Here is a 25,859-nt window from a genome sequence, read left to right on the forward strand (position 1 = left end):
AATGCCTACTCAAGATGGAGTGGAACTGACCCGGACCCGCACACGTACGCCAACAAATGGCACGTGGTTTCACCGGCGCCGCCCGCGCTTACGCTGCATTGCCGCGTAACGCAAAAACGCGCTCCGTAGCGGCACGCGATGCAACAATGATGGCATGAACATCAAACTCAACGGTAGCCCGCGCGACATTCCTGAAAACTTGCTACTGGCCAGCTTGCTGGAGCAGGAAGGCTTGGCACAACGACGCGTCGCGGTCGAAGTTAATGGCGAAATCGTGTCGCGTGGACGGCATGCCACCCACCATCTACGCGAGGGCGATGTAGTGGAGATCGTGCACGCGCTGGGCGGCGGTTGATGCCGCGCGCAGATCGGCGCATTTGCGCCCGATCGGTGATAATTGCCCGATGACGAATCCCGCCCCCTCAGATGCGCTGGTCATCGCCGGCAAACCGTATCGCTCGCGCCTGCTGACCGGCACCGGCAAGTTCAAGGATCTGGACGAAACCCGCCTGGCCACAGAAGCGGCTGCTGCGCAGATCATCACCGTGGCGATCCGCCGGGTGAACATCGGCCAGGACCCGAACGCACCCAGCCTGCTCGACGTGCTGCCGCCGAATCGCTATACGCTGCTGCCCAACACCGCCGGCTGTTACACCGCCGACGATGCAGTGCGCACCTGCCGGCTGGCGCGCGAGCTGCTGGACGGCCACAACCTCACCAAGCTGGAAGTGCTCGGCGACGAGCGCACGCTGTACCCGGACGTGGTGCAGACCCTCAAGGCCGCCGAGCAACTGGTCGCCGATGGCTTCGAAGTGATGGTTTATACCTCAGACGATCCGATCCTGGCCAAGCGGCTGGAAGAGATCGGCTGCGTGGCGGTGATGCCGCTGGCCGCGCCGATCGGCTCGGGCCTGGGCATCCAGAATAAGTACAACCTGCTGGAAATCATCGAAAATGCCAAGGTGCCGATCATTGTTGACGCCGGCGTTGGCACGGCCTCCGATGCGGCGATCGCGATGGAGCTGGGCTGCGACGGCGTACTGATGAATACCGCCATTGCCGGAGCGCGCAATCCGATTCTGATGGCGAGTGCGATGCGCAAGGCGATCGAGGCGGGGCGCGAGGCGTTTCTGGCCGGGCGGATTCCACGCAAGCGGTATGCGTCGGCATCCAGTCCGATCGATGGTGTGATTGGATGAGTGGGTGTTTTGAATTGGCGTTGTATTCGATGAGGTGTGATTGGCATTGCCTCGTGTCGGATGCTGCCGTTGCTCGACTGCGCGCGTCTGCGGGCGCACCCTCACGCCAACCCATCTCTCGTTGGAGAGGGGCTTTTATCGTCTGACATGACCGACTTTCATGACTGATCCTTTCACCAGCGCCGGCGCCAAGATGCCGCCCAAGCCCTTCACCATCGAAGAGGGGCGCCGGCAGGTGCGTAGCTTCGTGTTGCGCCAGGGCCGCTTCACATCGGCGCAGCAGCGTGCGTTCGATGCGTTGTGGCCGCGCTTCGGCCTGGACTACACCGGCACGCCGCGCGATCTGGATGCGGCCTTCGGCCGTGCGGCGCCCAGGGTACTGGAGATTGGTTTTGGCAATGGTGCAGCGTTGCGCTTTGCCGCGCAGCAAGATCCCAGCCGCGATTACATCGGCATCGAGGTGCATGCACCAGGGGTCGGCCGGCTGCTCAATGCCTTGGACGACGATGGCAGCACGCATGTACGCCTGTATCACCACGATGCGGTAGAAGTGCTCGCGCATGAGATAGCCGATGGCGCCCTGGACGAAGTGCGCATCTATTTCCCGGATCCATGGCATAAAAAGCGCCACAACAAGCGCCGTCTGATCCAGCCTGCGTTTGCGCAACTGCTGGTGCGCAAGCTGCGCGATGGCGGCCGCTTGCACACGGCCACCGACTGGGCCGACTACGCCGAGCAAATGTGGGACGTGCTCGACGCCACCGCCGGCCTGGTCAATCGCGCCGGCCCACGCGGCCACGTCGAACGCCCCGCCTGGCGCCCGCAGACCCACTTCGAAAGCCGCGGCCAGAAACTCGGCCATGGCGTGTGGGATCTGCTGCACGACCGCGATTCGGGAGGGGGGATTCGGGATTTGTAAAAGCGCTTCCCCGCATACTGAACGCCGTCGTCGCCTTACGCATCCCCACTTCCGAATCCCTGCCCCCAATGGACACCGCGCTGACGCTGACCACTGATATGAAGCTCGTCCTCGGGCTGGTAGGTTTCACGATGGCGATGTTTTTGTTCGAGCGTATCCGCGCCGACGTGGTGGCGTTGATCGTGTTGGTGGTGTTGGGTGTCACCGGGCTGGTTGCGCCGGAAGAACTGTTCGGTGGTTTTTCTGGTAATGCGGTAATGAGCATCATCGCTACCACCATTCTGGGCGCGGGGCTGGAGCGCACCGGTGCGTTGAATCGGTTGGCGACCTGGTTGCTGCGGCGTTCGCATGGCAGCGAACAACGCTTGATGATGATGACATTGGCCATCTCCGGCTTGAACTCGTCGTTCATGCAGAACCCGTCGGTGATGGCCTTGTATCTGCCAGTCGCCTCACGGCTGGCCACACGCACCGGCCTCACCTTGCAGCGCATGTTGCTGCCGATCGCCGCAGCCATTGTGATGGGCGGTGCGCTCACCATGGTGGGTAATTCGCCGCTGATCCTGCTCAACGATCTGCTGGTCTCGGCCAACAACAACCTGCCCTCGGGCATGGCCAGCATCGAGCCGTTAACGATGTTCGCGCCGCTGCCCATCGGTGTGGCGTTGCTGATCGCGGCACTGCTGTACTTCCGTTTTTACGGCGACCGCAAGCTGATGGAAGAAGAGCGATTGATCAACGAAGGCGTCACGCCATCGCGCACCGAAAGCTATTTCGCCAAGACCTACGGCATCGAGGGCGACGTGTTCGAACTCATCGTCACCGCCGAAAGCCCGTTGGTCGGCATGACTCTGGGCGAAGCCGAAGCGCTGCACGATGCGCCTCTGCTACTTGCGCTCAAGACCGGGAACGACACCCGCCTGGCGCCGCCGGCCGACATGCGCATCTGGGTCGGCAGCGTGCTCGGTGCGATGGGGCCGCGCCAGGAAGTGGCCGATTTTGCGCAAAACCAATTTCTGCGCATGTCCTCGCGCCTGCGCAACCTGGGCGATTTGTTCAACCCCAGCCTGGCCGGTATTTCCGAGGCGCTGATCCCGCCCAACTCGCGGCTGATCGGCAAGAGCGCCGGCGAATTGCGCCTGCGCAAGCAAAGCGGCATCAGCCTGCTGGCGATCAACCGCGACAAACAGGTGATACGCGAGGACGTACGTAACGTGCCGCTGCGTGCCGGCGACATGCTGGTCTTCCACAGTATCTGGCAGGATCTGGCGCAGGCGGCGGAAAGCCACGACTTCGTGCCGGTCACCGACTTTCCCAAAGGCGAGCAGCGCCCGCACAAATTCAAGATCGCGATGGCGATCTTCGCCTTCACCATCCTAGTCGCGCTCACCTCGCACTTGCCGGTGGCGTTGACGCTGATGACCGGCGTGGCCTGCATGCTGGTCAGCGGCGTGTTGCACATGGATGAGGCCTATGCGTCGATCAACTGGAAGACCATCTTCATGATGGCCGGGCTGATTCCGCTCGGCTGGGCGATGGACAGCAGCGGCACTGCAGCCTGGGTGGCCGGCCACACCATCGACCGCCTGCCCGAAGGCATCCCGGTGTGGGTGCTGGAAATCAGCCTGGCGTTGCTGACTACCGCGTTCTCGCTGGTGATCAGCCATGTCGGCGCGACCATCGTGATGGTGCCGATCGCGGTCAATCTGGCGCTGGCGGCCAATGGCAATCCGACTGCGTTCGGACTGATCGTGGCGTTGTCGGCATCCAACAATCTGATGACCGCGTCCAACCCAGTGATCTCGATGGTGGCTGGCCCGGCCAACTATCAACCGCGCGCGTTGTGGCGCGTGGGCGCGCCGCTGTCGCTGATCTACATCGTGGTGATGGTGTCGATGATCAACCTGATGTTCTGGTGGGCGGCACGCTGAGTCGGCGTCTTGATCGGCAGTAGCGGCAGGCGCGAATGTGTGCGCAGATGGATGATCGACATCCATTCATATCGGCAACCTATCCAAGCAATACGTGCTCTCCCTCAATGCGCACCGGCACCGTCAGCAGCGATTGACCGCGGCACGGGCCGCTGATGCATTCACCACTGCTAAGCTCGAATGCAGCGCCGTGCGCGGCGCAGACCAAGTGGCCCCCCTTGGTCTTGAGGAACTGTCCCGGCGCCCAATCCAGGCGGCGGCCAGCATGCGGGCAGATTTCAACCAGGCACGCACCTGCGCGCCTTCGCGATACAGCAACAGCGACTCGACGCAGCCATTCCACACTGCGTCGACTTCCGGAATCCGGCGTCGGGAATCTGCGCCAACTCGGCGAGCGTGGTGGGCGATGACGAGGACATGGAGGCTGCTGATCAGCGATGGATCTCGATTGTGGCATGCGTCTTTCGCGCTCAATGCGAAGCGGCTGCGGCACGGCAAGCGCGCGTGCCGGAGAAAATACGCCCTGCCTGCAACCGGCCACAACAAAAAATGGCCTGTCTGATCTGCGCAGGATACGTAATCCCTCTAGCAGAGTGAAGATTAACTTAACGAACTTTTCACTCAAAGACATGAAACCGCAACGATACTGCGAGATTGTTTCCTGCCCGGCAGCCCACCGCCATGCCTGCACGCATCTCCCATTTCGGCAACCTCCACCATCTGTTTGCGCCGCGCAAGCCACGTCACCCGTTGGTGCGCGTCGCCGCCGGCTTGGCTGGTCTGGCCATCCTTGCGGTATTGATTTTCTTCAGCGTGTTCGTTGGCGCGGCGATGATCCTAGGCGGCATCGCCTGGAAGGTGTTGAGCAAGTCTAACCGCCGCACGCCACAACAGACGCGCGTGGTCGAGGCCGACTACCACGTGGTGCGCAAGTCCGCGTTGCCGTTGTCGAACTGAGCGACGCTGCGCGCATGGCGGTTCCGTCATAGACAACCAAATGCATATCCAGCCAAACGGCTAGACTAACGCGTCCGGTTTCTTGAGGATGCACGCATGACCCACGATGTGTTTCCCGCCGCCGATGTTCCGCGTATTCCGATGGTTGGTGGCGGCAGCTTTCCGGTGCATCGCATCTACTGTGTTGGCCGCAACTTTGCCGACCACGCGCGCGAGATGGGCGCCACTGCGCCGGTATCGAAAGCCGAGCGCGGCCAGCCGACCTTTTTCATGAAGCCTGCCGATGCGATCGTGGTTGGTCACGGCGACCACATCCCCTACCCGCCCGGCACCAAGGAACTGCACCACGAAGTGGAGCTGGTGGTGGCATTGGGCTGCGATGCGCCCGCAGGCGAGTTGCCGGTGGACCAGGCCGAGCGCTTGATCTACGGCTACGGTGTGGGCCTGGACCTGACTCGCCGCGATTTGCAGGCGGCTGCCAAGGCCAAAGGCCTGCCATGGGATATCGCCAAGGGCTTCGATCGTTCCGCGCCGATCAGCGAGTTGGTACATGCCGGCGAAGTCGGTGCACTGGAGGCGTTGAACCTGTCGCTGGAGGTCAATGGCCAGGTGCGTCAGCAGTCGTTGCTGGATCAGATGATCTGGAACGTGCCGGAGATCCTGCATGAGCTCTCCAAACTCTATGCGTTACGCGCAGGCGATCTGATTTTCATGGGCACACCGGCCGGTGTCGGTCCGTTGCTGCCTGGCGATCAATTCAGTGCCCGCCTGGAAAACGTCGCCGAGCGCCACGGCATCATCGCGGGCTGACATCGGACCCGCTACGATCTTGCCGCGGCAGTCGGTCCGCGACCGCATCTGGAGTGCGATATGGGAATGGTCAGCGAATTCAAGCAATTCGCGATGCGCGGCAACGTCATCGACCTGGCGGTCGGTGTGGTCATCGGTGCGGCGTTCGGCAAGATCATCACCGCGCTGGTGGAGAAGATCATCATGCCGCCGATCGGTTGGGCCATCGGCAATGTGGATTTCTCGCGCTTGGCGTGGGTGCTCAAGCCAGCCGGCGTGGATGCCACCGGCAAGGAAATCCCGGCGGTCGCCATCGGCTATGGCGATTTCATCAACACCGTTGTGCAGTTCCTGATCATTGCCTTTGCGATCTTCCTGGTCGTCAAGTTGGTTAACCGCATCACCCAGCGCAAGCCGGATGCACCGAAAGGCCCAAGCGAAGAAGTGCTGTTGCTGCGTGAGATTCGCGACTCGCTCAAGAACGACACGCTCAAGCCGCCGGGCGCGCTGTAAACAGATATAGCAAGCGAACATATCCAAAGTCGTCACGACGTCGCGCAGAAGGGTGACGTTTCGCACGCGGACGGCGGACCTCGCGCCGATAAGTTCTTGGTAGTGCGGTGCCCAAGCGCGCCATCCGCTTGGTGGCCTTCGCCAACGAAGAGCAAGGCGAGTACGGCGGTAAGGCGCATGCCGCTTACGTACGGCAAGGATGCCAAGGATCTGGCGCTGCACCAGATCGGCGCAGAGAACAACTTCGGTGTCGGGCGCATTCATGCGTTCAACACCGGCTCTGCGGCGGCGGAAGCCTCGCGCGCGGCGACGCAGAAGATTGCCGAGGTGCTCGCACCGCCAAGCATCGCGTATGCCTCAATGGCAGCCAAGTGCTGGTAAAAAAATGCGGCGCCATCCGCAGCCAACGTGCTGCCGCCGAAGGTCTACTCGCTGCCGGCGTGGACAGCGTGATCCTGCCGCCGCCGTTGGTTCCAGTCCATTGGGAATGGCGACCTGATCAAGGAGATGTTCAATCGTTCCTGCCCTGGCACATTGGTGGAGCGCAACACGCGTTTTGTCGTGCTGTGCCGGATGGATGGCTGCACGGCCGCAGATGCACTGGAAGGATTTACCCGCTAGATGAAGACGCTTCCCGCATCGATGCGAATGCGCCTGCCTTACGATCGCAAGAGTGTGCATGACCGGCAACACGGCCTCCGCTTGCCGCATTGCGCTTGGCGTGTGCCTGATGTCACGCCATGGAGGTTTGCCTCTGGCTGCGCGTTGGCAACCGCGAGCATCACCCACACCTGCATACTGACGGTATTGCCCTGCATTGTGCGCCACGTGCAGGCAGTCTCGTTCCGGCGCCAGGAAAAAACACGCATGACCTTCCGTTTCAACCGAGCGATGTCGATCGCCCGCCCTATTGCTGCGCTCTTCGTTTGCGCAATCGCTCCCGCCAGCGTTGCAGCCACGCTGCTGCCGCCCTCGATTTCGGCAATCCGCGATCGCAACATCGATACGCTGATGCCGCCGTTGCTGCGGACGCCGGCAACTGCGCGCGTGGCGGCCGGCCAAGCCGACACCGTACAACGCAGCACCACCTCGGCGTCGCGCGCATTCCCGCAGGTTACGCGCGATTTCAAGCAGTTTCTGGATGCGCAGGCGCAAGTCAGTTACGCCACGCGTGACGCAACGTCCAAGGTCGCCGATCAGACCGCGTTCGCCGAAATGCAACGCTATCTGTTCAATCGCTACAACGGGCTGACCGTGGTCAGCAGCTTGCACCAGGGCACGCAGGTGTTCGACTGCATTCCTCAGGCACAGCAACCGGGTCTACGCAACGACAGCCATATCGCGCAGCCGCCAAACATCGCGTCATTCAAGACACCAAGCGGATCGGGCTCAGTTCCACAGCGCTGCGCTGCAGGAACGATCCCGTTGCAGCGTATTGGAATTACTGATCTCACCCGCCATGCGGACTTGAACGCCTTTCTGCATGCAAACGCACGGCCTGTCTCTGCTGCGCCAGCGGCAGTTGCCCCTGCCGCAGCGTCCGACACGCATTTCTATTCCTCCGTCTTCCTGGATACCGCCGGCACATCAGTCACAGGCGCAGGGGCCGACATCAATCTGTGGGCGCCTGCATTACGCAATGCCGACGAGATGCAAACCATCAGCCAGATATGGATCGTTGGTGAAAGCGCAAGCAAGCAAACGCAAACGCTTGAAGTAGGCTGGGAGATACAACCTGCCGCGGGCTGGGGCAACAAGCCGATCATCTTCGTGTATTCCACCCAGGACGGGTACGTCAAGACCGGTTGCCATAATCTGGATTGCAGCGATTTCGTGCAGACCAGCACACAACATGTCTTAGGCGCTCAACCAGCCGCCGGATTCAGTACTGCAGGCAGCAAGCAGACCATGCTAGGCGTGGAGTTTCAACGCAACACAGACGGCAACTGGTGGCTGCGCCTGGATGGCGAGTGGATTGGCTATTACAATGCGGCGTTGTATTCGGGCGATCTAGCCAATGGGCGTGTTGCGTATGTGAGCGCAGGTGGCGAAATCTCGACCGATAGCGGTGCGGCGAGTCCGCGCATGGGGAGTTGCCAGTTCGCAGCAGCAGGCTATCGCCAGGCCGCGTTCCAGGCCAACCACTTCTACCGCGATGCGGCAATGACAGCCCATCCCGTGCAGCGCCTGTCTTCGCTGGATGTGTTGCGCCCGTCGTGCTACACGCTGGCGATTGCAGGCTACGCCTATCCGTATGCATTGAGCGCAGGCATCACCCGCACCACGTTGTCGCCGGAAATGCAGAACGGTGGCTTCTACTTCGGTGGGCCGGCTGCGCACGTTGAGTTGAGTTGATCGTGCGTACTGTTTGAGTGCGCGCGATCCACTATAGCAAATCCACGCCTGCACACACGGCAAGACGTGCATCCTTGAGGTGTTGCATTCCACTGGCAGTGAACCGCAATGCCGCCGCGTGTATGGGCGCAAACACCGGCCATGACGGCAAGCCCTTGGCATTCGGGTTGCCACGCTGCACGAACGCAGCCCAATAACGCTGCAGACTCACCGGCAGTTGGCCGGCCGGAAATCCTTGAACAGGAACGGCAGCTCGGCGCTATGCGTCACCTGGCCGCCCGGCGCGGCGTTATCCAGTCGCCCCTGAAAAACCCCAACCACCCAACGACCGCAAGGCCTTGATGTCTGCACCGGCGTGCCAGAACTACCAGTGTTCGCTACGCTGAAGGCTGGTTTCTGGCAATTTTCACTCATGCGTACACGCCGTCCTGCTGCCGAGCACATGCCTGCCGACGAGTTGTTTCGTTCGCGGCTGGAGAACCAGATCGATCTGCGTCATCCGCTGGCGCGGCTGAGCCAACGGATGCCGTGGACGGCGTTGGAGCAAGCACTTTCATCGCGCTTGCCGGCCACCCAGGCCGGTGGCGGTCGGCCGGCATTGCCGGTGCGACTGATTGCCGGTTTGCTCTACCTCAAACACGCCTACGACCTGTCCGATGAAGCGGTGTGCGAGCGCTGGTTGGAGAATCCGTACTGGCAGTTCTTCACCGGTGAGGTCGTGTTCCAGACGCGTTTGCCGTGCGATGCCAGCTCGCTGACGCGCTGGCGGTAGCGCCTGGGTGAGGCCGGGATGGAAGAGCTGCTGGCGCACACCATCAACGCCGCGCATGCGATGCAGGCGGTGGACGCACGCGAGTTGTCGCGGGTGATCGTGGACACCACGGTGCAGGAAAAGGCGATCGCCTATCCGACCGACAGCCGTTTGCTGGAGGTGGCACGCAAGAAGCTGGTGTTACTGGCCAAGCGGCACGGCATCGGATTGCGGCAGAGCTACGCGCGGCAAGGCCCGGCCCTGAGCCGCAAGGCAGGTCGGTATGCGCATGCGCGCCAGTTCAAGCGGATGCAGCGCGTCCTGCGACGTCAACGCACGGTATTGGGGCGGGTGTTGCGCGACATCCAACGCAAACTCGATCAGGTAAACACCGGCGTGCGCGAGCGCATCGCTATCTGGCTGGAACGTGCGCAACGGCTGTACACGCAGCGTCCGAAGGACAAACAAAAACTCTACGCATTGCATGCCCCGGAAGTGGAATGCATCGGCAAGGGCAAGGCGCGTCAAGCGTACGAATTCGGCGTCAAGGTCGGCATTGCGGTCACCGCCTGCAAGGGATTGGTCGTGGGTGCGCGCAGCTTCCCGGGCAACCCGTACGACGGCGATACCTTGGCCGAGCAGCTGGAGCAGACACGCGGGTTGCTGCAGGATGTGAGCGTAGAACCGACGGTGGCGATCGTGGACCTGGGCGATCGCGGGCGCGAAGTCGATGGCGTGCAGGTCCCTGCATCGCGGCAAGGCCAAGACGCTGACGCGACGGCAATGGCGCTGGATCAAGCGACGGCAGGCAGTGGAGCCGGTGATCGGACATCTGAAAGACGACTGCCGGTTGCGTCGCTGCAGGCTGAAAGGTGCCCAAGGCGATGCGCTGCACGTGCTCGGCTGCGCCGCCGGCTACAACCTGCGTTGGCTGCTGCGCTGGATCGCGTTTTTGCGTGCCTGGATGCGGGCGATGGGATGGTCATCCTTGAGTGCCGTGCAGCTGTCACCGACGGCACTTGGCGCTTGAAGGGGATTTTTCAGGGACGACTATCCAACTTGAGCAATTGCTCGACCGGCAGCGCACACAGTTGCATCCGCCGCGTTGCGGGATCATCGATGTCTGCACGTTTGGCGATGCTGACACTCAGCGCACGGTTGCCTTCCAGGCTGCGTGCCGGCAGCCCGAAGTAGGTAGTGCCGCTCTGCTCGATCGCTGCGGAAAACAGGCCGCGCGCGAACGGGCCGAGCATCAACAAATCCAAGTCCTGAGCACCGGCCGATTGCCCGGCAATAGTGACTCGCGCAGGATCGCCACCAACCTGCCCGATGTTGTCGCGCCACCATTGCAGTGCAGCGATTTGATCGAGCAAGGTGTAATTCCCGAGCGTCCTGGGTGGTAAGCGATGAGTTCTGGCAGCGGGTGGAACCGCTGATTCCTGCGCGTGCAGTGGCTGACAGGGTCTACCGGTGCAGACCGATCTGCGAGGCCGTCTCGACTGGTGTTGGAGGCCATCGTCTATGTGCTGCGCACCAGCTGCCACTGGAAGGTGGCTGTCTAAGGAACGCTTCGGCAGCGCAAGCGCCATCCATAAGCGCTTGCTGGAATGGGAAGCTGCGGGCTTCTTTGAGGTGCTGTGGAAAGCGGGCCTGGCCGAGTACGACCAGATGCGGGGCATTGCTTGGCGCTGGCAGAGCGTGGACGGCGCGATGATGAAGGCGTCGCTGGCACAGCAGGCCGCGGGGCCCAACCCAACGGATCGTGGAAAAAAGCAGCAAGCGCCACCTGCTGGTGGACGGCCGTGGCGTTCCGTTGTCGATCGTCGTGACCGGGGCCAACGCCCCTGACTGCAAGCGGCTTGATGAGGTGCTCAACGCCATTGTCGTCAAGCGCAAGAACCCGCAACACCGGCGAAGCCAACACGCGGGCTATCGTGGCGCGGCACACCTTCGCACCATCTAGGACCGCGGTTACATCCCTCATGTTGTTGACCGGCGCAAGGCAGCCGACACCAAACGGCGCGATTCGAAAAACAAGGCCAGGCGCTGGGTGGTCGAGGTATCTCATAGTCGGTCGTCCCTGAAAAACCCCCTTCAAATACCAATCTCCAGCAGTGATCGGTGCACGGCGCTCAAGGATGGCCATCCCATTGCCCGGATCCAGGCACGCAAAAACGCGATCCAGCGCATCAGCCAACGCAAGTTGTAGCCGGAGCACGTGCAGCGCATCGCCTTGGGCGCTGTTGCGCCTGCAACGACGCAACCGGCAGTGGTCTTTCAAATGTCCGATCGCCGGTTCCACTGCCTAACGCCGTTTGATCCAGCGCCATTGCCGTCGCGTCAGGGTCTTGGCCTCTTCCGGCGTATGCAATGCGTCGAGTTGTCGTTTGTCTTTGGGACGTTGCGCAAGCACCTGTTGTGCGCGTTGCAACCGCACAGCGATGCGCTCGCGCACGTCGATGTCTACCTGATCGAGCTTGTGTTCGATGTCGCGCACGACTCGTCCCTGCACTGTGCGTTCAAGCGCGCCGTTAGTGTTGGCCTGCCCCGCCAGCAGCCGCAGTGGCCGGCAAGCGCGGCAAAAGCGCCTGTTCCAACGCGGCCCACGGCATCCGTCGGCTCAATTGCGCCAACGGATGACGCAGGTCGATCTGGTTCTGCAGCCGCGAACGGAACAACTCGTCGGCGCAGATGCGCTCAGCAGCAGCACGGCGTGTACGCATGGGCGGCAACGGCCAGAAACCAGACCTCAGCGTTGCGAAAACCGGCAGTTCTGGCACACCTGTGCGGCCTATAAAGCGTTGCGGTGATTGGGTATTGAGGGTTTTTTAGGGATGACCAATTACGCCGTCGGCGACAGCAGAAGGATCGGGACCAACTAGTTGTACGGCAGTGGTTTGCGCACCGATACCGACCACTGTGCCCAACGGAGGCGAGTTGCCCTCGTACTTCCAGTTGAACCTGAGCGCCGAGGACTACTCCGGGCTCGGCACGCACCCGCTGCATGCGCAACTGGCAGTCCTCAACGTGCTCGATTGCAGCCTACCCAGCTGCGCGATGGCGGTGGCATCGGCGTATTCGCGCCGCAATGGGCACCAGACTGTGGCGCCACATCAGCCTGCAGCAGGACTTCTGATGGAGGCTGGAGGAACAGCAGGATGGACTTGGTCATCCGGTCCCTCCTACTGCTGGATTCATTGCGCAGTTTCGTACCGCTTCCGTCTACGCGACGGAAGCCTTTCACCGACTCAGTGATGCACCGAACTACGCCGTGCCTTGAACCCGGCGTACAGCGCCCACAGCGCCAGCGCCACAAACCACACCATGCTCCACATCGGCATACTCAGGCCCAAGAAGCGCCAGTCGATATTGCCGCAGTCACCGGTGCCGGTCAGCACAGTGCGGAACACTTCGAACGGCCCCATCGTCTCGCCCAAAAAGCTCAGCGGCGGCCCGCACGAAGACATCATGTCCTTGGGCCGGATCTGCACCCAGACATGCCGTGCAGCGATGCCCACGCCCACGACAGCAGCAATGAAGCTCAGCACGCTATAGACCTTCCGCGTGCTTGCGGCTCGCGGTCCATGCAATGCGCCCAACAGGAAAAATACTGCCAGCGCCGCAAACGCGATCCGCTGGAAAATGCACAACGGACACGGCTCAAGTCCAAGATGCAATTGCACATAGATCGCATAGGCCAGCAGTCCAGCGCATGCAAGAAAGCCCGACAAAAACCGCGCGCGAAAACCCCAACGGAATGGATTCATCGTTACCGCTTGCCTAGGACCAAGCAACCAATTATCAGCCATCTGCGCTGCCATGACCATGGATGCTCGGGGCTGCCGGGGCGCATGCCGCTAAGCGCCCTTGGCACGTCTGACGCAGCGGCCTTTACCGCGTCTCTTGTTTTGCTGCAGCATCCAGCAACAACAGCACGACACAACAGAAATCATACGTCCACTCGCCCTACTGCCATATCGCATTGGTTGAACGACTTCTTCGATATACACGCCTCGACCATCCACCCACATTCGACACTGCCAATAAAAAAACCCGGCGCGAGCCGGGCTTTTTCGAGAATCTGTACGAAGAGCGAACCGATTACTCGGCCACTTCCTCGGCGAAGACCGGACGGTCGACCAGCTCGACGTATGCCATCGGAGCATTGTCACCAGCACGGAAGCCTGCTTTCAGGATGCGCAGGTAACCGCCGGGACGGGTCGCATAACGCGGGCCCAGTTCGACGAACAGGTTGCCCACTGCTTCCTTGTCGCGCAGGCGCGCAAACGCCAGACGACGATTGGCAACGCCATCGATCTTGCCGATGGTGATCAGCGGCTCGGCGACGCGACGCAATTCCTTGGCCTTGGGCAAGGTGGTCTTGATCAGCTCGTGCTTGAACAGCGAAGCGGCCATATTGCGGAACATGGCTTCGCGATGTGCGCTGGTGCGGTTGAACTTACGACCGGATTTCTGGTGACGCATGAGTGTGATTTCCTGAAGAATATTGAGACTACTGTAGAGACGTTGTCGCCATCCTGGCGCTGCTGAATGGACTGCGGTTGGTCCGAGCCGGCCCTCCTTTGACCGGATGTCACCGCGGGCTTTGGCCCGTCGACGTGGAAAAAACAGCATGGGCGCCCGAAGACGCCCATGCCTTGATGCATTAATTAACCAAGCATGCCGTGCTGGGCGACACCGGCCGGCGGCCAGTTCTCCAGCTTCATGCCCAATGCAAGGCCGCGCTGGGCAAGCACCTCCTTGATTTCGGTCAGCGACTTCTTGCCAAGATTCGGCGTCTTGAGCAGTTCCACTTCGGTCTTCTGAATTAGATCGCCGATGTAGTAGATGCTCTCGGCCTTGAGGCAGTTGGCCGAACGCACAGTCAGCTCGAGGTCGTCGATCGGGCGCAGCAGCACCGGATCCACGCCGCTGGCAGCCGGCTTGGCCGCACCCCGGTCGCGGTGGGTGAAGTCACCGAACACCGACAGCTGATCGCTGAGGATGTCGGCAGCAGTACGCACAGCTTCCTCGGCATCGATCGTGCCGTTGGTCTCGATATCGATCACCAGTTTGTCGAGGTCGGTACGCTGCTCGACGCGTGCAGCTTCCACCGCGTAGGCGACGCGACGCACTGGCGAGAACGACGCGTCCAGCATCAGACGACCAATGGTGCGGGTCTCTTCGTCTGGACGACGACGTGCAGCAGCCGGCTGGTAGCCGAAACCGCGCTCGATCTTCAGGCGCATATTCAACGCCGTATCTTTGGTCAGGTGGCAGATCACGTGGTCGCCGTTGATGATCTCAACGTTGTGATCAGTCCGAATGTCAGCCGCAGTGACCGTACCCGGACCCTGCTTGGACAACGACAGCGTCGCGCTGTCGCCACTGTGCATACGAATCGCCACGTCTTTCAGGTTGAGCAGGACGTCAAGCACGTCTTCCTGCAGCCCTTCGACCGTGGTGTATTCGTGCAGCACGCCGTCGATCTCGACCTCGGTGATCGCAAAACCCGGGATCGACGACAACAGCACACGACGCAGGGCATTGCCCAGCGTGTGCCCGTAACCGCGCTCCAACGGCTCGATCACGACCTTTGCGCGGTTGTCGGTAAGACGTTCGATCTGCGGACCACGTGGGCGCAGAACCTGGTTGGCGGTAACCGTCATGTTGCGGGGTCTCCTGCGAACCTCCGGCAGTGCCGGAGGCTATCCAATGTGAATTACTTCGAATACAACTCGACGATCAGCGCTTCGTTGATATCCGAAGGCAGGTCAGCGCGATCCGGAACAGCCTTGAACACGCCGCTGAACTTCTTCGAATCGACTTCAACCCACGACGGCGTCATGTCGTGCTGCTCAGCCACGGTCAGGGCTTCCTGCACGCGCAGCTGCTTCTGTGCCTTTTCCGACAGCGTGATCGCATCGCCAGCCTTAATCTGGTACGAAGCCAGATTCACCGACTTGCCATTGACTAGCACGCCACGGTGGGACACCAACTGGCGCGCGGCCGGACGGGTGACGGCAAAGCCCATGCGGTAGCAGACGTTGTCCAGACGGGTTTCCAACAACTGCAGCAAGTTCTCGCCGGTGTTGCCCTTCTTGGTCGAGGCCTTCTTGTAGTAGTTGCGGAACTGACGTTCCAGCAAACCGTAGATACGCTTGACCTTCTGCTTTTCACGCAGCTGGGTAGCGTAGTCGGAGAGCTTGCCTTTGCGAGCCGCGCCGTGTTGGCCGGGCTTCTGTTCAAGCTTGCATTTGGAGTCCAGCGCGCGCGCCGGGCTCTTGAGGGAAAGGTCAGCGCCTTCACGGCGCGCGAGCTTGCAGGTAGGACCGATATAACGAGCCATTTCTTATCGCTCCCTTTAGACGCGACGCTTCTTCGGCGGACGGCACCCGTTGTGCGGGATTGGCGTCACGTCGATGATGTTGGTGATCTTGTAGCCCACGTTGTTCAACGAACGCACGGCCGACTCACGGCCCGGACCCGGACCCTTGATACGTACTTCCAGTGACTTCACGCCGTAGTCGAGCGCAGCGCGGCCAGCCTTTTCGGCGGCGACCTGGGCAGCGAACGGGGTCGACTTACGCGAACCACGGAAACCGGCGCCGCCGGACGTAGCCCACGACAACGCATTGCCCTGGCGATCGGTGATGGTGATGATAGTGTTGTTGAACGAAGCATGGACGTGAGCGACGCCGTCAGTGATGACGCGCTTGATCTTCTTCTTCGTTTTCTTTTCTGCTGGCTTGGCCATGATCTATGCCTTACTTCCTAATCGCCTTGCGCGGGCCCTTACGGGTGCGGGCGTTGGTACGGGTGCGCTGACCACGCAGCGGGAGACCACGGCGATGACGCAGACCGCGATAGCAGCCCAGGTCCATCAGTCGCTTGATCGCGATACCGACTTCGCGGCGCAAGTCGCCCTCAACGACATACTTGCCGACTTCGGCACGCAGACGCTCGATTTCGGGTTCGGATAGATCACGAATCTTCGTGCTCGAGATAACGCCTGCGGATTCGCAGAGCTTCTTCGAACGGGTACGGCCGATGCCGTAGATGCTTTGCAACCCGACCCAGACGTGCTTCTGGGCTGGCAGGTTGACGCCTGCAATACGCGCCATGACGCGATTCTCCAACTGAGTGATGGCCCGACAGCGCCCAGGCGCCATCCGGCAGGATGGATCAAAAGTTAACTCGGAATTATAGCAAGGCCTCGGATTGCGTTGAAGCCCGTGGAACCAAGTTCCATGGACCCGGCGTGGGGAGTGTGCCCTCGCTCCGGCGCCGGACGGTGTTGATCCAGAAAACTTCTCCGAATCGCCTGTGCTACTCCCGCACAAGACCACCCCGCCACACCCGCGCGCGAGACATCGCGCGAGCCGCCCTTCTGATCGGAAGATTGTGGCCCGGAAACCAAGCCATCTCCACGTAATGAAGATCTAGCATACCACTTAACCGCGAGCGAGACCGCTGCGTGAGCCGCCCTTCAGGTTGGCCTTCTTCAGTAGGCTCTCATAACGATGCGACATCAGATGCGCCTGGATCTGCGCAATGAAGTCCATCACCACCACCACGGCGATCAACAGCGAAGTGCCCCCGAAATGGAACGAGGTGCCGAGCTGCGTGCGCATGATTTCCGGCAGCAAGCAGACAATTACCAAGTACAACGAACCGGCTGCGGTCAGACGCGTTAAGACACCATCCACGTAATCCGCAGTCGCCTTACCGGGACGGATGCCCGGAATCAACGCACCGGACTTCTTGAGGTTGTCGGCAGTTTCCTGCGAGTTGAAAACAAGCGCGGTATAGAAGAACGCAAAACCAATGATGAGCGCCGCAAACACAAGCATGTGCACTGGTTCGCCTGGTCCAAGCGCATTGGCAATTCGCTGCAACCACAAACCGACGCCACTGCCCGATGCTGCCTGACCCGACCACATCGACAACGTCGCCGGAAACGCCAGGATGCTGGACGCGAAGATGGGCGGAATCACGCCGGCCATATTGAGCTTCAGCGGCAGGAAGGAGGTCTGGTTCATGTACGCATTGCGACCGCCCTGGCGGCGCGCGTAGTTGACCGTGATGCGCCGCTGACCACGTTCGACAAACACCACAAACAGCGTAAACGCTAGGATGGTGAGGACGATCAACAACAGCGAAATGAAGCTCAGATTGCCTTCGCGGAATGCTTCGACGGTCTGGATCGCTGCCGACGGAAGACCTGCCACGATGCCGGCGAAGATGATCAGCGAAACACCGTTACCGATGCCACGCTCGGTGACTTGCTCGCCAACCCACATCAGAAAGATGGTGCCGGCGGTCAATGCAATGACTGCAGTGAGTACAAAGCCCATACCCGGCGCGTACACCACCGGGGCGCCACCCGGCGCAGTCTGATGCTGCAGCGCCATCGCAATACTGCCGCCCTGTACTACTGCCAGAAGCACCGCACCGATGCGCGAATATTGAGTGATCTTGCGCCGGCCGGATTCGCCTTCTTTCTGCATTGCCTTGAGGGCGGGAAAAATATGCGTAGCCAACTGGATCACGATCGATGCCGAGATATACGGCATGACGTTCAAAGCAAAAATGCTGAAACGATGCAGGGCGCCGCCCGAGAACATGTTGAACATGTCCACAATGCCACCGCCCTGCGCCTGCATCAACGAAAGCATGGCATCGGGATTTACGCAGGGCACCGGCACATAGCAGCCGATGCGATAAACGATCAATGCCCCGAGAACGAACAGTAGCCGCTGGCGAAGTTCTGTGAACTTGCCGAGCCCGCCACCGAGGTTACCAATGCCAGCCTGCGCCATCTGCCGATTACTCCTCTACACTGCCGCCGGCAGCTTCAATTGCTGCCTTGGCGCCTGCGGTTGCAGCGACACCCTTCAGCACGAACCTCTTGCTCAGCTCGCCCTTTAGCACAATCTTCGCCTTCTTGGCGCGGCTTGGGACCAGATTGGCCGCACGCAGCGCCGCGAAGTCCACATCACCTGCTTCCAGCTTATCCAGCTGGTAGGACAACACTTCTGCAGTATCGCGCGCCATCTTAGAGCGGAAACCGATCTTGGGAAGACGGCGCTGCATCGGGGTCTGGCCGCCTTCGAATCCGGCCTTGATCTTGCCGCCGCCCTTACGAGCGAACGAACCCTTGTGACCGCGACCAGCAGTCTTGCCGAGGCCGGAACCGATACCACGGCCGACGCGGATGCGCTCGGTACGGGCGCCATCGGCGGGCTTTAGGTCATTAAGACGCAGAGTCATTGGATTACTCCTCAACCTTGACGAGGTAGTGAACCGTATTGATCAGGCCCCGCACCTGCGGGCTGTCCTTCAGTTCACGCACATCGTTGAGCTTATTCAGGCCCAACGCGCGCACCGACAGGCGATGACGCGACTGGGTTCCACGCAGGCCACGCACCAGGCGCACCTTCACGGTCTTGTTGGGGTCCTTACCCATGGTTGAGCTCCTCCACTTTCTTGCCGCGCTTGGCCGCGATGCGGGCCGGCGACTGCATTTCCGACAAACCCTTCAGGGTCGCACGGACCAGATTGATCGGGTTACGCGAACCGACAGCCTTGGCCAGCACGTTCTTGACGCCAACAGCTTCGAGCACTGCACGCATTGCGCCGCCGGCGATGACACCCGTACCTTCCGAAGCCGGCTGCATGTACACGCGTGCTGCGCCATGGCCAGACTTGACGGCATGCCACAAGGTGCCGTTATTTAGATCAACACTGACCAGGTTCTTGCGCGCCTGCTCCATCGACTTCTGGATGGCGATCGGCACTTCGCGCGCCTTGCCATAACCAAAACCAACCTTGCCCATACCATCACCGACTACGGTCAGTGAGGTGAAACCGAACTGGCGACCACCCTTGACCGTCTTGCTGACACGATTGACAGCGACCAGCTTTTCGATCATACCATCGTCGACTTTCTCTTCACGGTTACGGTCGCGATCACGACCCCGCGGTGCACGTTCTTCTGCCATCTTGATTCCTTGATTGATTAAGTATGTACGGCTCCGAGCCGCTTATGGTTGTGAAGTAAAACCTTGTTCCCGGCACCGCTGCAAAAGAACGGGACAGTCCGGCATCTCCCTGCCGGCGGTGAAGCGAATGTGGCCGATGACCATATTCACAGCAGTGCTTTAGAACTGCAGGCCGCCTTCGCGAGCTGCGTCGGCCAGCGCTTTGATGCGGCCGTGGTAGCGGTAACCAGAGCGGTCGAATGCGACCTTTTCGATTCCTGCAGCCTTGGCGCGCTCGGCAATCAGCTTGCCGACCTTGACGGCCGCATCACTGTTCTTTCCGTTCTTCAGGCCGTCCTTGACGTCAGCCTGCAAGGTGTTTGCTGCAGCGATCACCTTGGAACCGTCGGCAGTAAAGACCTGCGCATACAGATGCTGACCGGAGCGCAGCACCGACAGACGGGCAGCACCCAACTCGCGAATGTGCGAGCGGGTGGACTTAGCACGGCGCAGACGGGCGATGTTCTTGTTGATGCTCATGATATGTGTCCTACGAAGCTGAAGAAAAACAGGCATTTTGCATTCAAGAGTCCGGCCACAGATAGCAGGGCTCTCGCAAAAAAACTGCCTTAGGCCTTCTTGGCTTCCTTGCGAATGATGACTTCACCGGCGTACTTCACACCCTTGCCCTTATAGGGCTCCGGCGGACGGAAACCGCGAATCTTGGCGGCGACTTCGCCAACGCGCTGCTTGTCGGCGCCCTGGACCAGAATTTCGGTCTGGCTCGGAGTCGACAGCGTGATTCCCTCGGGCGCCACAAACACCAGGGGATGCGAGAAACCGAGCGCCAGACTCAGATCCTTACCCTGCATGGCGGCACGATAACCGACGCCAACCAGCTCAAGCTTGCGCTCGAAGCCTTCGGACACACCCTTGACCATATTTGCCAGGATGGAGCGCACGGTGCCGGTAATGGCGATCTGCGACGGATCATTGGCAGACAGGGTGGCAACATCGCCATCGATGGCGATTTCCACGCCAGCCGGCTTATGCAGTGTCAGGGTGCCCCTTGGTCCCTTGACGCTGACCAGTTCGGGCTGGACATTGAGCTCAACACCCTTTGGGAGGGACACAGGCTTCTTGGCTACACGGGACATGTCGATTCCTTCCCTTATGCCACGAAGCACAGAACTTCACCACCAACGCCGGCTTCGCGAGCCTGCGCATCGGTCATGATGCCCTTCGACGTGGAGATGATGGCGATACCCAGGCCACCCAGGACCTTGGGCAGCTCGGTCTTGCCGCGGTACTGACGCAGACCAGAGCGCGAGAAACGCTTCAAGGTCTCGATGACCGGACGGCCTTCGAAATACTTCAACACGATTTCTAGCTCCGACTTGTTGTTCTCGGTAGCTGTAACGCGCAGGTCTGTGATGTAACCCTCATCCCGGAGGACGTTGGCGATCGCAACCTTGATCTTGGATGACGGCAATTTCACCGTCGGCTTACCAACCGCGGCCGCATTCTTGATGCGAACCAGCAAGTCGGCGATGGGATCAGTCATGCTCATGTAAGTACCTTTGAGTGCACCGATATCCGCTTTCGCGAAAATCTTGATGTCTTCCTGGGGACGGGCCAAGACCCTTAACGTTGTGCCAAGCCCATACGGGTCAAGGCAGGAGCGGAAGTATAAGACAAAAGAGTCCGACTTACGTCGGACTCTTTTTTGAACAGAACAAAACCTGTTCAAACCGGCCGCGACCGACCGGAATGCTTTTACCAGCTTGCCTTACGCAGGCCAGGAACGTCGCCGTTCATCGTGGCTTTACGCAGCATATTGCGGCCCAGACCGAACTTGCGGTATACGCCGCGCGGACGACCGGACAGCTCGCAACGGTTGCGGTGGCGGCTCGGCGACGAATCGCGGGGCAGCTTCTGCAACTTGTTCGAAGCATCCATCTTCTCTTCGTAAGACGCATCCTGACTGGAGAGGATCTTCTTAAGCGCATCACGCTTGCCAGCGAATTTCTTCGCCAGCTTTGCACGCTTGATGTCGCGGTGGATCATCGAAGTCTTTGCCATTTTGGGTTTCCTCGAAAGTCAGTTACGGAACGGGAACTTGAACGCTGCCAGCAGCGCCTTCGCTTCCGCATCCGTCTTGGCCGTGGTGGTGATGGCGATATCCATACCGCGAATCGCGTCGACAGCGTCGAAGTCGATTTCCGGGAAGATGATCTGTTCCTTCACACCCATGTTGAAGTTGCCACGACCGTCAAAGGAACGAGAGGGAACACCACGGAAGTCGCGCACGCGCGGCAACGATACGTTGATCAGGCGATCCAGAAACTCGTACATCTTGGCGCGACGCAACGTAGTCTTGCAGCCGATCGGCCAACCGTCACGAATCTTGAAGGATGCGACCGAAACGCGCGACTTAGTGACCACCGGCTTTTGACCGGAGATCTTGGACATGTCGGCGACCGCATTTTCCAGAATCTTCTTGTTGGTAGCCGCTTCGCCCACGCCCATGTTGAGCGTGACCTTGACCAGCTTCGGCACTTCCATCGGATTAGTGTAGCCGAATTCCTTCATCAGGGCTGGCACCACGTTTTCCTTGTAAAACTTTTCGAGACGAGTGTTCATGATCTCATTCCTCAGGCGTCGAGCGCCTCACCGCTGGAGCGGAACACACGCAATTTGCGTCCATCCTCCAGCACCTTGAAGCCAACGCGCTCGCCCTTGCCCGTTGCCGGGTTGACGATATTGACGTTGGAGATATGAATCGACGCTTCACGCTCGACCAAGCCGCCAGCGACACCTGCTTGCGGGTTCGGCTTGGTATGGCGCTTGATAACGTTGGCGTTGGAAACGATTACGCGATCGCTCTCCACACGCACAACTTCACCCTGCTTACCCTTGTCCTTGCCGGTATTGATGACGACCTGGTCGCCTTTCTTGATACGGTTAGCCATGTGTATGTTCTCCGCTCACAGTACTTCGGGAGCGAGCGAGACGATCTTCATGAACTTCTCGGAACGCAGCTCGCGTGTCACCGGCCCGAAGATGCGGGTCCCGATCGGCTCCTGCTTATTGTTCAACAGCACAGCGGCGTTGCCATCGAAGCGGATCAGCGAACCGTCGGGACGGCGCACACCCTTGCGGGTACGCACCACGACGGCGTCGTAGACTTCGCCTTTCTTGACCTTGCCACGTGGAATGGCGTCCTTGACTGTCACCTTGATGATGTCACCAATGCGTGCGTAACGGCGCTTGGAACCGCCCAGCACCTTGATGCACATTACTTCCTTGGCACCCGAGTTGTCGGCGACATCGAGGTAGCTCTGCATCTGGATCATGATTCAGATCTCCCTTATTCGGCCGAACGGGCGACGATTTCGACCACCCGCCAGTTCTTGGTCTTGGACACTGGAGCAATCTCGGTCACACGCACCACATCACCTTCGTTACAGGCATTGTCGGCGTCATGTGCGTGCAGCTTGGTCGAGCGTTCAATGTACTTGCCGTACAGAGGATGCTTGACTTGGCGCTCCACCAACACTGTGACAGTTTTGTCCATTTTGTTGCTGACAACACGGCCTTCGACCGTGCGCACCGTTTGCTTTTCGTTGTTGTCGCTCATCGCGGCCGTCCTTACTTGGTGCTGCCGAGCAGGTGCTTGACGCGAGCAATCTCGCGGCGCACCCGGCGGGTTTCGTGGGTCTTCGGCAGCTGGCCTGTGACCTGCTGCATACGGAGCGAGAATTGCTCCTTACGCAGATCGGTCAGGTGGACCTTCAATTCGTCAGACGACTTCTCGCGGAGTTGTTTGATATCCATCAGCGCACCGTCCTGGTCACGAAAGTGGTGGTCACCGACAATTTCGCAGCGGCAAGGCGGAACGCCTCACGTGCGATATCTTCGGGAATACCCTCGATTTCATAGATCATGCGGCCCGGCTGAATCTGCGCGACCCAGTACTCCACATTGCCCTTACCGGAGCCCATACGGACTTCGATCGGCTTCTTGGTGATCGGCTTGTCGGGGAACACACGGATATACATCTTGCCGCCCTTCTTGACGTGGCGGCTGATCGTGCGGCGTGCTGCTTCAATCTGACGCGCGGTCAGCTGACCATGCGCGGTTGCCTTGAGGCCGTACTCGCCGAAGCTGACGGCGTTTCCGCTCCATGCCAGGCCGTCGTTACGACCCTTGTGCATTTTGCGATATTTGGTTCGCTTGGGTTGCAACATTGCCGTTACCTCGCTTCACGAGCCGGGCGCGAAGGACGGTCACCACGGTCGCCGCGATCATTACGATCGTTGCGCGGGCTGTCGTCCTGCTTCTCCTGGCCAACCTGGGAGAAGTCGAAGACCTCACCCTTATAGATCCAGACCTTGATGCCGATGATGCCGTACGTCGTGGACGCCTCGGCAAAACCGTAATCGATGTCGGCACGTAGCGTGTGCAGCGGCACGCGACCTTCGCGGTACCATTCCGAACGGGCGATTTCCGCACCATTGAGGCGGCCAGCCACATTGACCTTGATACCCAGTGCACTCAGGCGCATCGCATTACCGACCGAGCGCTTCATTGCGCGGCGGAACATGATGCGACGCTCAAGCTGCTGCGCGATCGACTCAGCGACCAGCTGCGAATCTAGCTCCGGCTTGCGCACTTCGGCGACGTTGATGTGCGCAGGAACGCCCATCAATTCGCTCACTTCCTTGCGCAGTTTTTCGATGTCCTCACCACGCTTGCCGATCACCACTCCCGGTCGGGCAGTGTGAATCGTCACGCGGGCGGTTTTGGCAGGTCGCTCGATCAAGATCTTGCTGATACCTGCCTGCGCGAGCTTCTTGCGCAGCATTTCACGCACTTTCAGGTCGGCTGCGAGATAACCGGCAAAGTCTGCCTTACTTGCGTACCACTTGGAATTCCAGTCTTTGGCGATGCCAAGACGGATTCCAGTCGGATGAACTTTATGACCCATGGTCTTTTCCTTTCCGCTTACTTGGCGGCGCCAACAATCACAGTGATGTGACTGGTGCGCTTGAGGATGCGGGTACCGCGGCCTTTCGCGCGCGCCATGAAACGCTTCAGAGACGGACCTTCATCAACCATGATGGTCTTGACCTTCAGCTCGTCGACATCCGCGCCCTGATTGTTCTCGGCATTGGCAATAGCCGACTCCACAACCTTTTTGATCAGGTGTGCAGCCTTCTTATCCGAGAACTTCAGCAGATTCACCGCACGTTCGGCGGACAGTCCACGCACCTGATCAGCGACCAGGCGGGCCTTCTGCGGGGAGATGCGCGCAGTGCGCAGGATTGCTTTCGCTTCCATCGTCATTTTCCCTTACCTGCTCGACTTCTTGTCGCCAGCGTGACCTTTGAAGGTCCGGGGAATGGCGAATTCGCCGAACTTGTGACCGACCATATTCTCGTTGACGAGCACCGGAATGTGGTTCTTGCCGTTATGCACGGCGATGGTGAGGCCCACCATTTGCGGCATAATCATCGAACGGCGCGACCAAGTCTTGATCGGCTTCTTGCCACCCGCAGCGGACTCCACCTTTTTTGCAAGATGGTGATCGACGAACGGGCCCTTTTTGAGTGAACGTGGCATGGTCGATTAGCCTCTACGGTCGCGGACGATGAATTGCTGGGTGCGTTTGTTTTTGCGCGTCTTGTAACCCTTGGTCGGAACACCCCACGGGGTGACCGGATGCGGATTACCCTGGCCAGCCTTGGCCTCACCGCCACCGTGCGGGTGATCGACCGGGTTCATGGCCGCACCGCGAACGGTCGGACGAACCCCGCGCCAACGCTTGGCGCCAGCCTTGCCGAGCTTCTCGAGGTTGTGCTCGTCGTTGCCGACTTCGCCAATGGTGGCGCGGCACTCGACCGGCACCTTGCGCATCTCGCCCGAGCGCAGACGCAGAGTGGCATAGATGCCTTCGCGAGCGACCAGCTGGACGGCTGCACCGGCAGCACGTGCGATCTGGGCGCCCTTACCCGGCTTCAGCTCGATACAGTGGACCGTCGTACCGACCGGGATATTGCGCAGCGGCAGCGTGTTGCCGGTCTTGATCGGTGCGTTGGCACCGGCAATGACTTGGTCGCCTGCCTTCAGTCCCTTGGGGGCGATGATGTAGCGACGCTCGCCGTCGACGTAACACAGCAGGGCGATATGAGCGGTGCGGTTCGGATCGTATTCGATCCGCTCTACACGAGCCGGAATGCCTTCCTTGTCGCGCTTGACGTCAATGATGCGGAAGTGCTGCTTGTGGCCACCACCGACGTGACGCACAGTGATGCGGCCATGGTGGTTACGACCACCGGACTTGCTCTGCGAATCGAGCAGCGCCGCGTGCGGTGCGCCCTTGTGCAGATCGGGAGTAACCACGCGCACGGCGGAACGACGGCCGGGAGAGGTGGGTTTGAACTTCATCAATGGCATGGG

The 25,859-nt window shown here is 60.3% G+C and carries 32 protein-coding genes and 10 pseudogenes; 13 read left to right on the forward strand and 29 right to left on the reverse strand.

Annotated elements, in window-relative coordinates; genetic code table 11:
- Positions 1-154: 154 nt before the first annotated feature.
- From thiS to PD885_RS14445, 4 genes are all read left to right on the forward strand, one after another.
- A complete protein-coding gene (gene thiS, locus PD885_RS14430) occupies positions 155-355 on the forward strand; it encodes a sulfur carrier protein ThiS (protein WP_002811434.1) in 201 nt (66 codons plus the stop codon).
- Between the two features lie 49 nt (positions 356-404).
- Positions 405-1,199: a thiazole synthase gene (locus tag PD885_RS14435; RefSeq protein ID WP_002811436.1), complete on the forward strand. Its 795-nt coding sequence runs from the start codon at positions 405-407 to the stop codon at positions 1,197-1,199.
- A gap of 160 nt (positions 1,200-1,359) precedes the next feature.
- Positions 1,360-2,118, forward strand: a complete 759-nt coding sequence (trmB, locus tag PD885_RS14440) for a tRNA (guanosine(46)-N7)-methyltransferase TrmB (protein ID WP_002811438.1) — start codon at positions 1,360-1,362, stop codon at positions 2,116-2,118.
- A gap of 68 nt (positions 2,119-2,186) precedes the next feature.
- Positions 2,187-4,049 (forward strand): SLC13 family permease, encoded by a 1,863-nt coding sequence (locus tag PD885_RS14445; RefSeq protein WP_002811440.1) that lies wholly within the window; start codon positions 2,187-2,189, stop codon positions 4,047-4,049.
- Positions 4,050-4,128: 79 nt separating this feature from the next.
- Here the strand turns inward: PD885_RS14445 and PD885_RS14450 are convergent.
- A pseudogene (locus PD885_RS14450) lies at positions 4,129-4,468 on the reverse strand (Rieske (2Fe-2S) protein).
- 262 nt (positions 4,469-4,730) lie between these two features.
- Between PD885_RS14450 and PD885_RS14455 the strand changes: the two are divergent.
- The 6 genes and pseudogenes from PD885_RS14455 to PD885_RS14475 all read left to right on the forward strand — a co-directional run bounded on the left by PD885_RS14455 (position 4,731) and on the right by PD885_RS14475 (position 8,663).
- Positions 4,731-5,006, forward strand: coding sequence for a hypothetical protein (locus PD885_RS14455; protein ID WP_002811446.1), 276 nt, complete (start codon positions 4,731-4,733; stop codon positions 5,004-5,006).
- 96 nt (positions 5,007-5,102) lie between these two features.
- Positions 5,103-5,816 (forward strand): fumarylacetoacetate hydrolase family protein, encoded by a 714-nt coding sequence (locus tag PD885_RS14460; protein WP_002811448.1) that lies wholly within the window; start codon positions 5,103-5,105, stop codon positions 5,814-5,816.
- A gap of 60 nt (positions 5,817-5,876) precedes the next feature.
- Positions 5,877-6,308: a large-conductance mechanosensitive channel protein MscL gene (mscL, locus tag PD885_RS14465; protein ID WP_002811450.1), complete on the forward strand. Its 432-nt coding sequence runs from the start codon at positions 5,877-5,879 to the stop codon at positions 6,306-6,308.
- A gap of 110 nt (positions 6,309-6,418) precedes the next feature.
- Positions 6,419-6,662: pseudogene (locus PD885_RS14470) on the forward strand (peptidase M28 family protein); the annotation flags it as partial.
- A 2-nt stretch (positions 6,663-6,664) separates the two neighbouring features.
- Positions 6,665-6,778, forward strand: a pseudogene (locus PD885_RS22795) (LacI family transcriptional regulator); the annotation flags it as partial.
- A gap of 397 nt (positions 6,779-7,175) precedes the next feature.
- Positions 7,176-8,663 (forward strand): neprosin family prolyl endopeptidase, encoded by a 1,488-nt coding sequence (locus PD885_RS14475; RefSeq protein WP_157276335.1) that lies wholly within the window; start codon positions 7,176-7,178, stop codon positions 8,661-8,663.
- Positions 8,664-8,694: 31 nt separating this feature from the next.
- Here the strand turns inward: PD885_RS14475 and PD885_RS22135 are convergent.
- Positions 8,695-8,957 (reverse strand): annotated as a pseudogene (locus tag PD885_RS22135) (carboxylesterase); the annotation flags it as partial.
- A 118-nt stretch (positions 8,958-9,075) separates the two neighbouring features.
- On the opposite strand from PD885_RS22135, the pseudogene PD885_RS14485 reads away from it, so the two are divergent.
- Positions 9,076-10,444, forward strand: a pseudogene (locus tag PD885_RS14485) (IS5 family transposase).
- A 28-nt stretch (positions 10,445-10,472) separates the two neighbouring features.
- On the opposite strand, the pseudogene PD885_RS14490 reads toward PD885_RS14485, so the two are convergent.
- Positions 10,473-10,802 (reverse strand): annotated as a pseudogene (locus tag PD885_RS14490) (carboxylesterase family protein); the annotation flags it as partial.
- On the opposite strand from PD885_RS14490, the pseudogene PD885_RS14495 reads away from it, so the two are divergent.
- Positions 10,766-11,623: pseudogene (locus PD885_RS14495) on the forward strand (IS5 family transposase). The pseudogenes PD885_RS14490 and PD885_RS14495 sit on opposite strands and share 37 nt — an antisense overlap.
- Here PD885_RS14495 and PD885_RS21465 read toward each other — a convergent pair.
- A pseudogene (locus tag PD885_RS21465) lies at positions 11,509-11,935 on the reverse strand (IS5-like element IS1478 family transposase); the annotation flags it as partial. The pseudogenes PD885_RS14495 and PD885_RS21465 overlap by 115 nt on opposite strands.
- Positions 11,929-12,137, reverse strand: a pseudogene (locus tag PD885_RS22800) (IS5/IS1182 family transposase); the annotation flags it as partial. The pseudogenes PD885_RS21465 and PD885_RS22800, both read right to left, overlap by 7 nt.
- 108 nt (positions 12,138-12,245) lie before the next feature.
- Here PD885_RS22800 and PD885_RS22140 point away from each other — a divergent pair.
- Positions 12,246-12,550 (forward strand): annotated as a pseudogene (locus PD885_RS22140) (TonB-dependent receptor domain-containing protein); the annotation flags it as partial.
- Between the two features lie 112 nt (positions 12,551-12,662).
- Here PD885_RS22140 and PD885_RS14510 read toward each other — a convergent pair.
- The 24 genes from PD885_RS14510 to rplB all read right to left on the reverse strand — a co-directional run bounded on the left by PD885_RS14510 (position 12,663) and on the right by rplB (position 25,856).
- A complete protein-coding gene (locus tag PD885_RS14510) occupies positions 12,663-13,181 on the reverse strand; it encodes a disulfide bond formation protein B (protein WP_002811591.1) in 519 nt (172 codons plus the stop codon).
- A 334-nt stretch (positions 13,182-13,515) separates the two neighbouring features.
- Positions 13,516-13,899, reverse strand: coding sequence for a 50S ribosomal protein L17 (gene rplQ / locus PD885_RS14515; protein ID WP_002811593.1), 384 nt, complete (start codon positions 13,897-13,899; stop codon positions 13,516-13,518).
- A 185-nt stretch (positions 13,900-14,084) separates the two neighbouring features.
- The gene (locus PD885_RS14520) at positions 14,085-15,083 is read right to left on the reverse strand and encodes a DNA-directed RNA polymerase subunit alpha (RefSeq protein WP_002811635.1); all 999 of its coding nucleotides are present in this window, start codon (positions 15,081-15,083) and stop codon (positions 14,085-14,087) included.
- 53 nt (positions 15,084-15,136) lie between these two features.
- Positions 15,137-15,763: a 30S ribosomal protein S4 gene (gene rpsD / locus PD885_RS14525; RefSeq protein ID WP_002811641.1), complete on the reverse strand. Its 627-nt coding sequence runs from the start codon at positions 15,761-15,763 to the stop codon at positions 15,137-15,139.
- Positions 15,764-15,778: 15 nt separating this feature from the next.
- The gene (rpsK, locus tag PD885_RS14530) at positions 15,779-16,171 is read right to left on the reverse strand and encodes a 30S ribosomal protein S11 (RefSeq protein WP_002811645.1); all 393 of its coding nucleotides are present in this window, start codon (positions 16,169-16,171) and stop codon (positions 15,779-15,781) included.
- A gap of 10 nt (positions 16,172-16,181) precedes the next feature.
- Positions 16,182-16,538: a 30S ribosomal protein S13 gene (gene rpsM / locus PD885_RS14535; protein ID WP_002811647.1), complete on the reverse strand. Its 357-nt coding sequence runs from the start codon at positions 16,536-16,538 to the stop codon at positions 16,182-16,184.
- A gap of 330 nt (positions 16,539-16,868) precedes the next feature.
- Positions 16,869-18,236 carry a preprotein translocase subunit SecY gene (gene secY, locus PD885_RS14540; protein ID WP_088056958.1) on the reverse strand — a complete coding sequence of 456 codons (1,368 nt, stop codon included), beginning with the start codon at positions 18,234-18,236 and terminating at the stop codon, positions 16,869-16,871.
- A gap of 7 nt (positions 18,237-18,243) precedes the next feature.
- Entirely contained in the window at positions 18,244-18,687 is a 444-nt protein-coding gene (rplO, locus tag PD885_RS14545; RefSeq protein ID WP_002811651.1) for a 50S ribosomal protein L15, read from the reverse strand.
- A gap of 4 nt (positions 18,688-18,691) precedes the next feature.
- Positions 18,692-18,883 carry a 50S ribosomal protein L30 gene (rpmD, locus tag PD885_RS14550; RefSeq protein ID WP_002811654.1) on the reverse strand — a complete coding sequence of 64 codons (192 nt, stop codon included), beginning with the start codon at positions 18,881-18,883 and terminating at the stop codon, positions 18,692-18,694.
- Positions 18,876-19,418, reverse strand: a complete 543-nt coding sequence (gene rpsE, locus PD885_RS14555; protein ID WP_002811656.1) for a 30S ribosomal protein S5 — start codon at positions 19,416-19,418, stop codon at positions 18,876-18,878. The genes rpmD and rpsE overlap by 8 nt, the downstream gene beginning before the upstream one ends.
- Before the next feature lie 159 nt (positions 19,419-19,577).
- Positions 19,578-19,937: a 50S ribosomal protein L18 gene (gene rplR, locus PD885_RS14560; protein WP_002811659.1), complete on the reverse strand. Its 360-nt coding sequence runs from the start codon at positions 19,935-19,937 to the stop codon at positions 19,578-19,580.
- 89 nt (positions 19,938-20,026) lie between these two features.
- Positions 20,027-20,554: a 50S ribosomal protein L6 gene (gene rplF / locus PD885_RS14565; protein ID WP_002811660.1), complete on the reverse strand. Its 528-nt coding sequence runs from the start codon at positions 20,552-20,554 to the stop codon at positions 20,027-20,029.
- 14 nt (positions 20,555-20,568) lie between these two features.
- Positions 20,569-20,967 carry a 30S ribosomal protein S8 gene (gene rpsH / locus PD885_RS14570; RefSeq protein ID WP_002811663.1) on the reverse strand — a complete coding sequence of 133 codons (399 nt, stop codon included), beginning with the start codon at positions 20,965-20,967 and terminating at the stop codon, positions 20,569-20,571.
- 206 nt (positions 20,968-21,173) lie between these two features.
- Positions 21,174-21,479, reverse strand: a complete 306-nt coding sequence (rpsN, locus tag PD885_RS14575) for a 30S ribosomal protein S14 (RefSeq protein ID WP_002811665.1) — start codon at positions 21,477-21,479, stop codon at positions 21,174-21,176.
- Positions 21,480-21,497: 18 nt separating this feature from the next.
- The gene (rplE, locus tag PD885_RS14580) at positions 21,498-22,040 is read right to left on the reverse strand and encodes a 50S ribosomal protein L5 (RefSeq protein ID WP_002811667.1); all 543 of its coding nucleotides are present in this window, start codon (positions 22,038-22,040) and stop codon (positions 21,498-21,500) included.
- 11 nt (positions 22,041-22,051) lie between these two features.
- Positions 22,052-22,369, reverse strand: a complete 318-nt coding sequence (gene rplX, locus PD885_RS14585; protein ID WP_002811669.1) for a 50S ribosomal protein L24 — start codon at positions 22,367-22,369, stop codon at positions 22,052-22,054.
- 15 nt (positions 22,370-22,384) lie between these two features.
- Positions 22,385-22,753: a 50S ribosomal protein L14 gene (gene rplN / locus PD885_RS14590; protein WP_002811674.1), complete on the reverse strand. Its 369-nt coding sequence runs from the start codon at positions 22,751-22,753 to the stop codon at positions 22,385-22,387.
- A 14-nt stretch (positions 22,754-22,767) separates the two neighbouring features.
- Positions 22,768-23,037 carry a 30S ribosomal protein S17 gene (rpsQ, locus tag PD885_RS14595; RefSeq protein ID WP_002811676.1) on the reverse strand — a complete coding sequence of 90 codons (270 nt, stop codon included), beginning with the start codon at positions 23,035-23,037 and terminating at the stop codon, positions 22,768-22,770.
- A gap of 11 nt (positions 23,038-23,048) precedes the next feature.
- Positions 23,049-23,234 (reverse strand): 50S ribosomal protein L29, encoded by a 186-nt coding sequence (gene rpmC / locus PD885_RS14600; RefSeq protein ID WP_002811678.1) that lies wholly within the window; start codon positions 23,232-23,234, stop codon positions 23,049-23,051.
- Positions 23,234-23,647 carry a 50S ribosomal protein L16 gene (rplP, locus tag PD885_RS14605; protein ID WP_002811681.1) on the reverse strand — a complete coding sequence of 138 codons (414 nt, stop codon included), beginning with the start codon at positions 23,645-23,647 and terminating at the stop codon, positions 23,234-23,236. The genes rpmC and rplP overlap by 1 nt, the downstream gene beginning before the upstream one ends.
- A gap of 5 nt (positions 23,648-23,652) precedes the next feature.
- On the reverse strand, positions 23,653-24,387 hold the full coding sequence (rpsC, locus tag PD885_RS14610; protein WP_002811684.1) for a 30S ribosomal protein S3: 735 nt from the start codon (positions 24,385-24,387) through the stop codon (positions 23,653-23,655).
- A gap of 17 nt (positions 24,388-24,404) precedes the next feature.
- Positions 24,405-24,740 carry a 50S ribosomal protein L22 gene (gene rplV / locus PD885_RS14615; RefSeq protein WP_002811686.1) on the reverse strand — a complete coding sequence of 112 codons (336 nt, stop codon included), beginning with the start codon at positions 24,738-24,740 and terminating at the stop codon, positions 24,405-24,407.
- A 12-nt stretch (positions 24,741-24,752) separates the two neighbouring features.
- Positions 24,753-25,022 carry a 30S ribosomal protein S19 gene (rpsS, locus tag PD885_RS14620; RefSeq protein WP_002811688.1) on the reverse strand — a complete coding sequence of 90 codons (270 nt, stop codon included), beginning with the start codon at positions 25,020-25,022 and terminating at the stop codon, positions 24,753-24,755.
- Positions 25,023-25,028: 6 nt separating this feature from the next.
- Entirely contained in the window at positions 25,029-25,856 is an 828-nt protein-coding gene (rplB, locus tag PD885_RS14625) for a 50S ribosomal protein L2 (protein ID WP_002811690.1), read from the reverse strand.
- Positions 25,857-25,859 lie beyond the last annotated feature (3 nt).

This window comes from Xanthomonas fragariae, from assembly GCF_900183975.1.
Taxonomy (GTDB): domain Bacteria; phylum Pseudomonadota; class Gammaproteobacteria; order Xanthomonadales; family Xanthomonadaceae; genus Xanthomonas; species Xanthomonas fragariae.

Bases quoted from the DNA above. Each gene is read 5' to 3' on its own strand.
- trmB (WP_002811438.1), top strand. From the start codon at position 1,360: ATGACTGATCCTTTCACCAGCGCCGGCGCCAAGATGCCGCCCAAGCCC.
- PD885_RS14455 (WP_002811446.1), top strand. From the start codon at position 4,731: ATGCCTGCACGCATCTCCCATTTCGGCAACCTCCACCATCTGTTTGCG.
- rpmC (WP_002811678.1), bottom strand. From the start codon at position 23,234: ATGGATATCAAACAACTCCGCGAGAAGTCGTCTGACGAATTGAAGGTC.
- rpsC (WP_002811684.1), bottom strand. From the start codon at position 24,387: ATGGGTCATAAAGTTCATCCGACTGGAATCCGTCTTGGCATCGCCAAA.
- rpsN (WP_002811665.1), bottom strand. From the start codon at position 21,479: ATGGCAAAGACTTCGATGATCCACCGCGACATCAAGCGTGCAAAGCTG.
- PD885_RS14475 (WP_157276335.1), top strand. From the start codon at position 7,176: ATGACCTTCCGTTTCAACCGAGCGATGTCGATCGCCCGCCCTATTGCT.
- rplQ (WP_002811593.1), bottom strand. From the start codon at position 13,899: ATGCGTCACCAGAAATCCGGTCGTAAGTTCAACCGCACCAGCGCACAT.
- rplX (WP_002811669.1), bottom strand. From the start codon at position 22,369: ATGGCTAACCGTATCAAGAAAGGCGACCAGGTCGTCATCAATACCGGC.
- rplV (WP_002811686.1), bottom strand. From the start codon at position 24,740: ATGGAAGCGAAAGCAATCCTGCGCACTGCGCGCATCTCCCCGCAGAAG.
- rplR (WP_002811659.1), bottom strand. From the start codon at position 19,937: ATGAGCATCAACAAGAACATCGCCCGTCTGCGCCGTGCTAAGTCCACC.
- rpsK (WP_002811645.1), bottom strand. From the start codon at position 16,171: ATGGCCAAGCCAGCAGAAAAGAAAACGAAGAAGAAGATCAAGCGCGTC.
- rpsM (WP_002811647.1), bottom strand. From the start codon at position 16,538: ATGGCGCGTATTGCAGGCGTCAACCTGCCAGCCCAGAAGCACGTCTGG.
- rpsQ (WP_002811676.1), bottom strand. From the start codon at position 23,037: ATGAGCGACAACAACGAAAAGCAAACGGTGCGCACGGTCGAAGGCCGT.
- rpsS (WP_002811688.1), bottom strand. From the start codon at position 25,022: ATGCCACGTTCACTCAAAAAGGGCCCGTTCGTCGATCACCATCTTGCA.
- secY (WP_088056958.1), bottom strand. From the start codon at position 18,236: ATGGCGCAGGCTGGCATTGGTAACCTCGGTGGCGGGCTCGGCAAGTTC.
- rplO (WP_002811651.1), bottom strand. From the start codon at position 18,687: ATGACTCTGCGTCTTAATGACCTAAAGCCCGCCGATGGCGCCCGTACC.
- rplE (WP_002811667.1), bottom strand. From the start codon at position 22,040: ATGAACACTCGTCTCGAAAAGTTTTACAAGGAAAACGTGGTGCCAGCC.
- rpmD (WP_002811654.1), bottom strand. From the start codon at position 18,883: ATGGGTAAGGACCCCAACAAGACCGTGAAGGTGCGCCTGGTGCGTGGC.
- rplN (WP_002811674.1), bottom strand. From the start codon at position 22,753: ATGATCCAGATGCAGAGCTACCTCGATGTCGCCGACAACTCGGGTGCC.
- rpsE (WP_002811656.1), bottom strand. From the start codon at position 19,418: ATGGCAGAAGAACGTGCACCGCGGGGTCGTGATCGCGACCGTAACCGT.
- rpsD (WP_002811641.1), bottom strand. From the start codon at position 15,763: ATGGCTCGTTATATCGGTCCTACCTGCAAGCTCGCGCGCCGTGAAGGC.
- rplF (WP_002811660.1), bottom strand. From the start codon at position 20,554: ATGTCCCGTGTAGCCAAGAAGCCTGTGTCCCTCCCAAAGGGTGTTGAG.
- thiS (WP_002811434.1), top strand. From the start codon at position 155: ATGAACATCAAACTCAACGGTAGCCCGCGCGACATTCCTGAAAACTTG.
- rpsH (WP_002811663.1), bottom strand. From the start codon at position 20,967: ATGAGCATGACTGATCCCATCGCCGACTTGCTGGTTCGCATCAAGAAT.
- rplB (WP_002811690.1), bottom strand. From the start codon at position 25,856: ATGCCATTGATGAAGTTCAAACCCACCTCTCCCGGCCGTCGTTCCGCC.
- PD885_RS14435 (WP_002811436.1), top strand. From the start codon at position 405: ATGACGAATCCCGCCCCCTCAGATGCGCTGGTCATCGCCGGCAAACCG.
- PD885_RS14445 (WP_002811440.1), top strand. From the start codon at position 2,187: ATGGACACCGCGCTGACGCTGACCACTGATATGAAGCTCGTCCTCGGG.
- rplP (WP_002811681.1), bottom strand. From the start codon at position 23,647: ATGTTGCAACCCAAGCGAACCAAATATCGCAAAATGCACAAGGGTCGT.
- PD885_RS14520 (WP_002811635.1), bottom strand. From the start codon at position 15,083: ATGACGGTTACCGCCAACCAGGTTCTGCGCCCACGTGGTCCGCAGATC.
- mscL (WP_002811450.1), top strand. From the start codon at position 5,877: ATGGGAATGGTCAGCGAATTCAAGCAATTCGCGATGCGCGGCAACGTC.
- PD885_RS14510 (WP_002811591.1), bottom strand. From the start codon at position 13,181: ATGAATCCATTCCGTTGGGGTTTTCGCGCGCGGTTTTTGTCGGGCTTT.
- PD885_RS14460 (WP_002811448.1), top strand. From the start codon at position 5,103: ATGACCCACGATGTGTTTCCCGCCGCCGATGTTCCGCGTATTCCGATG.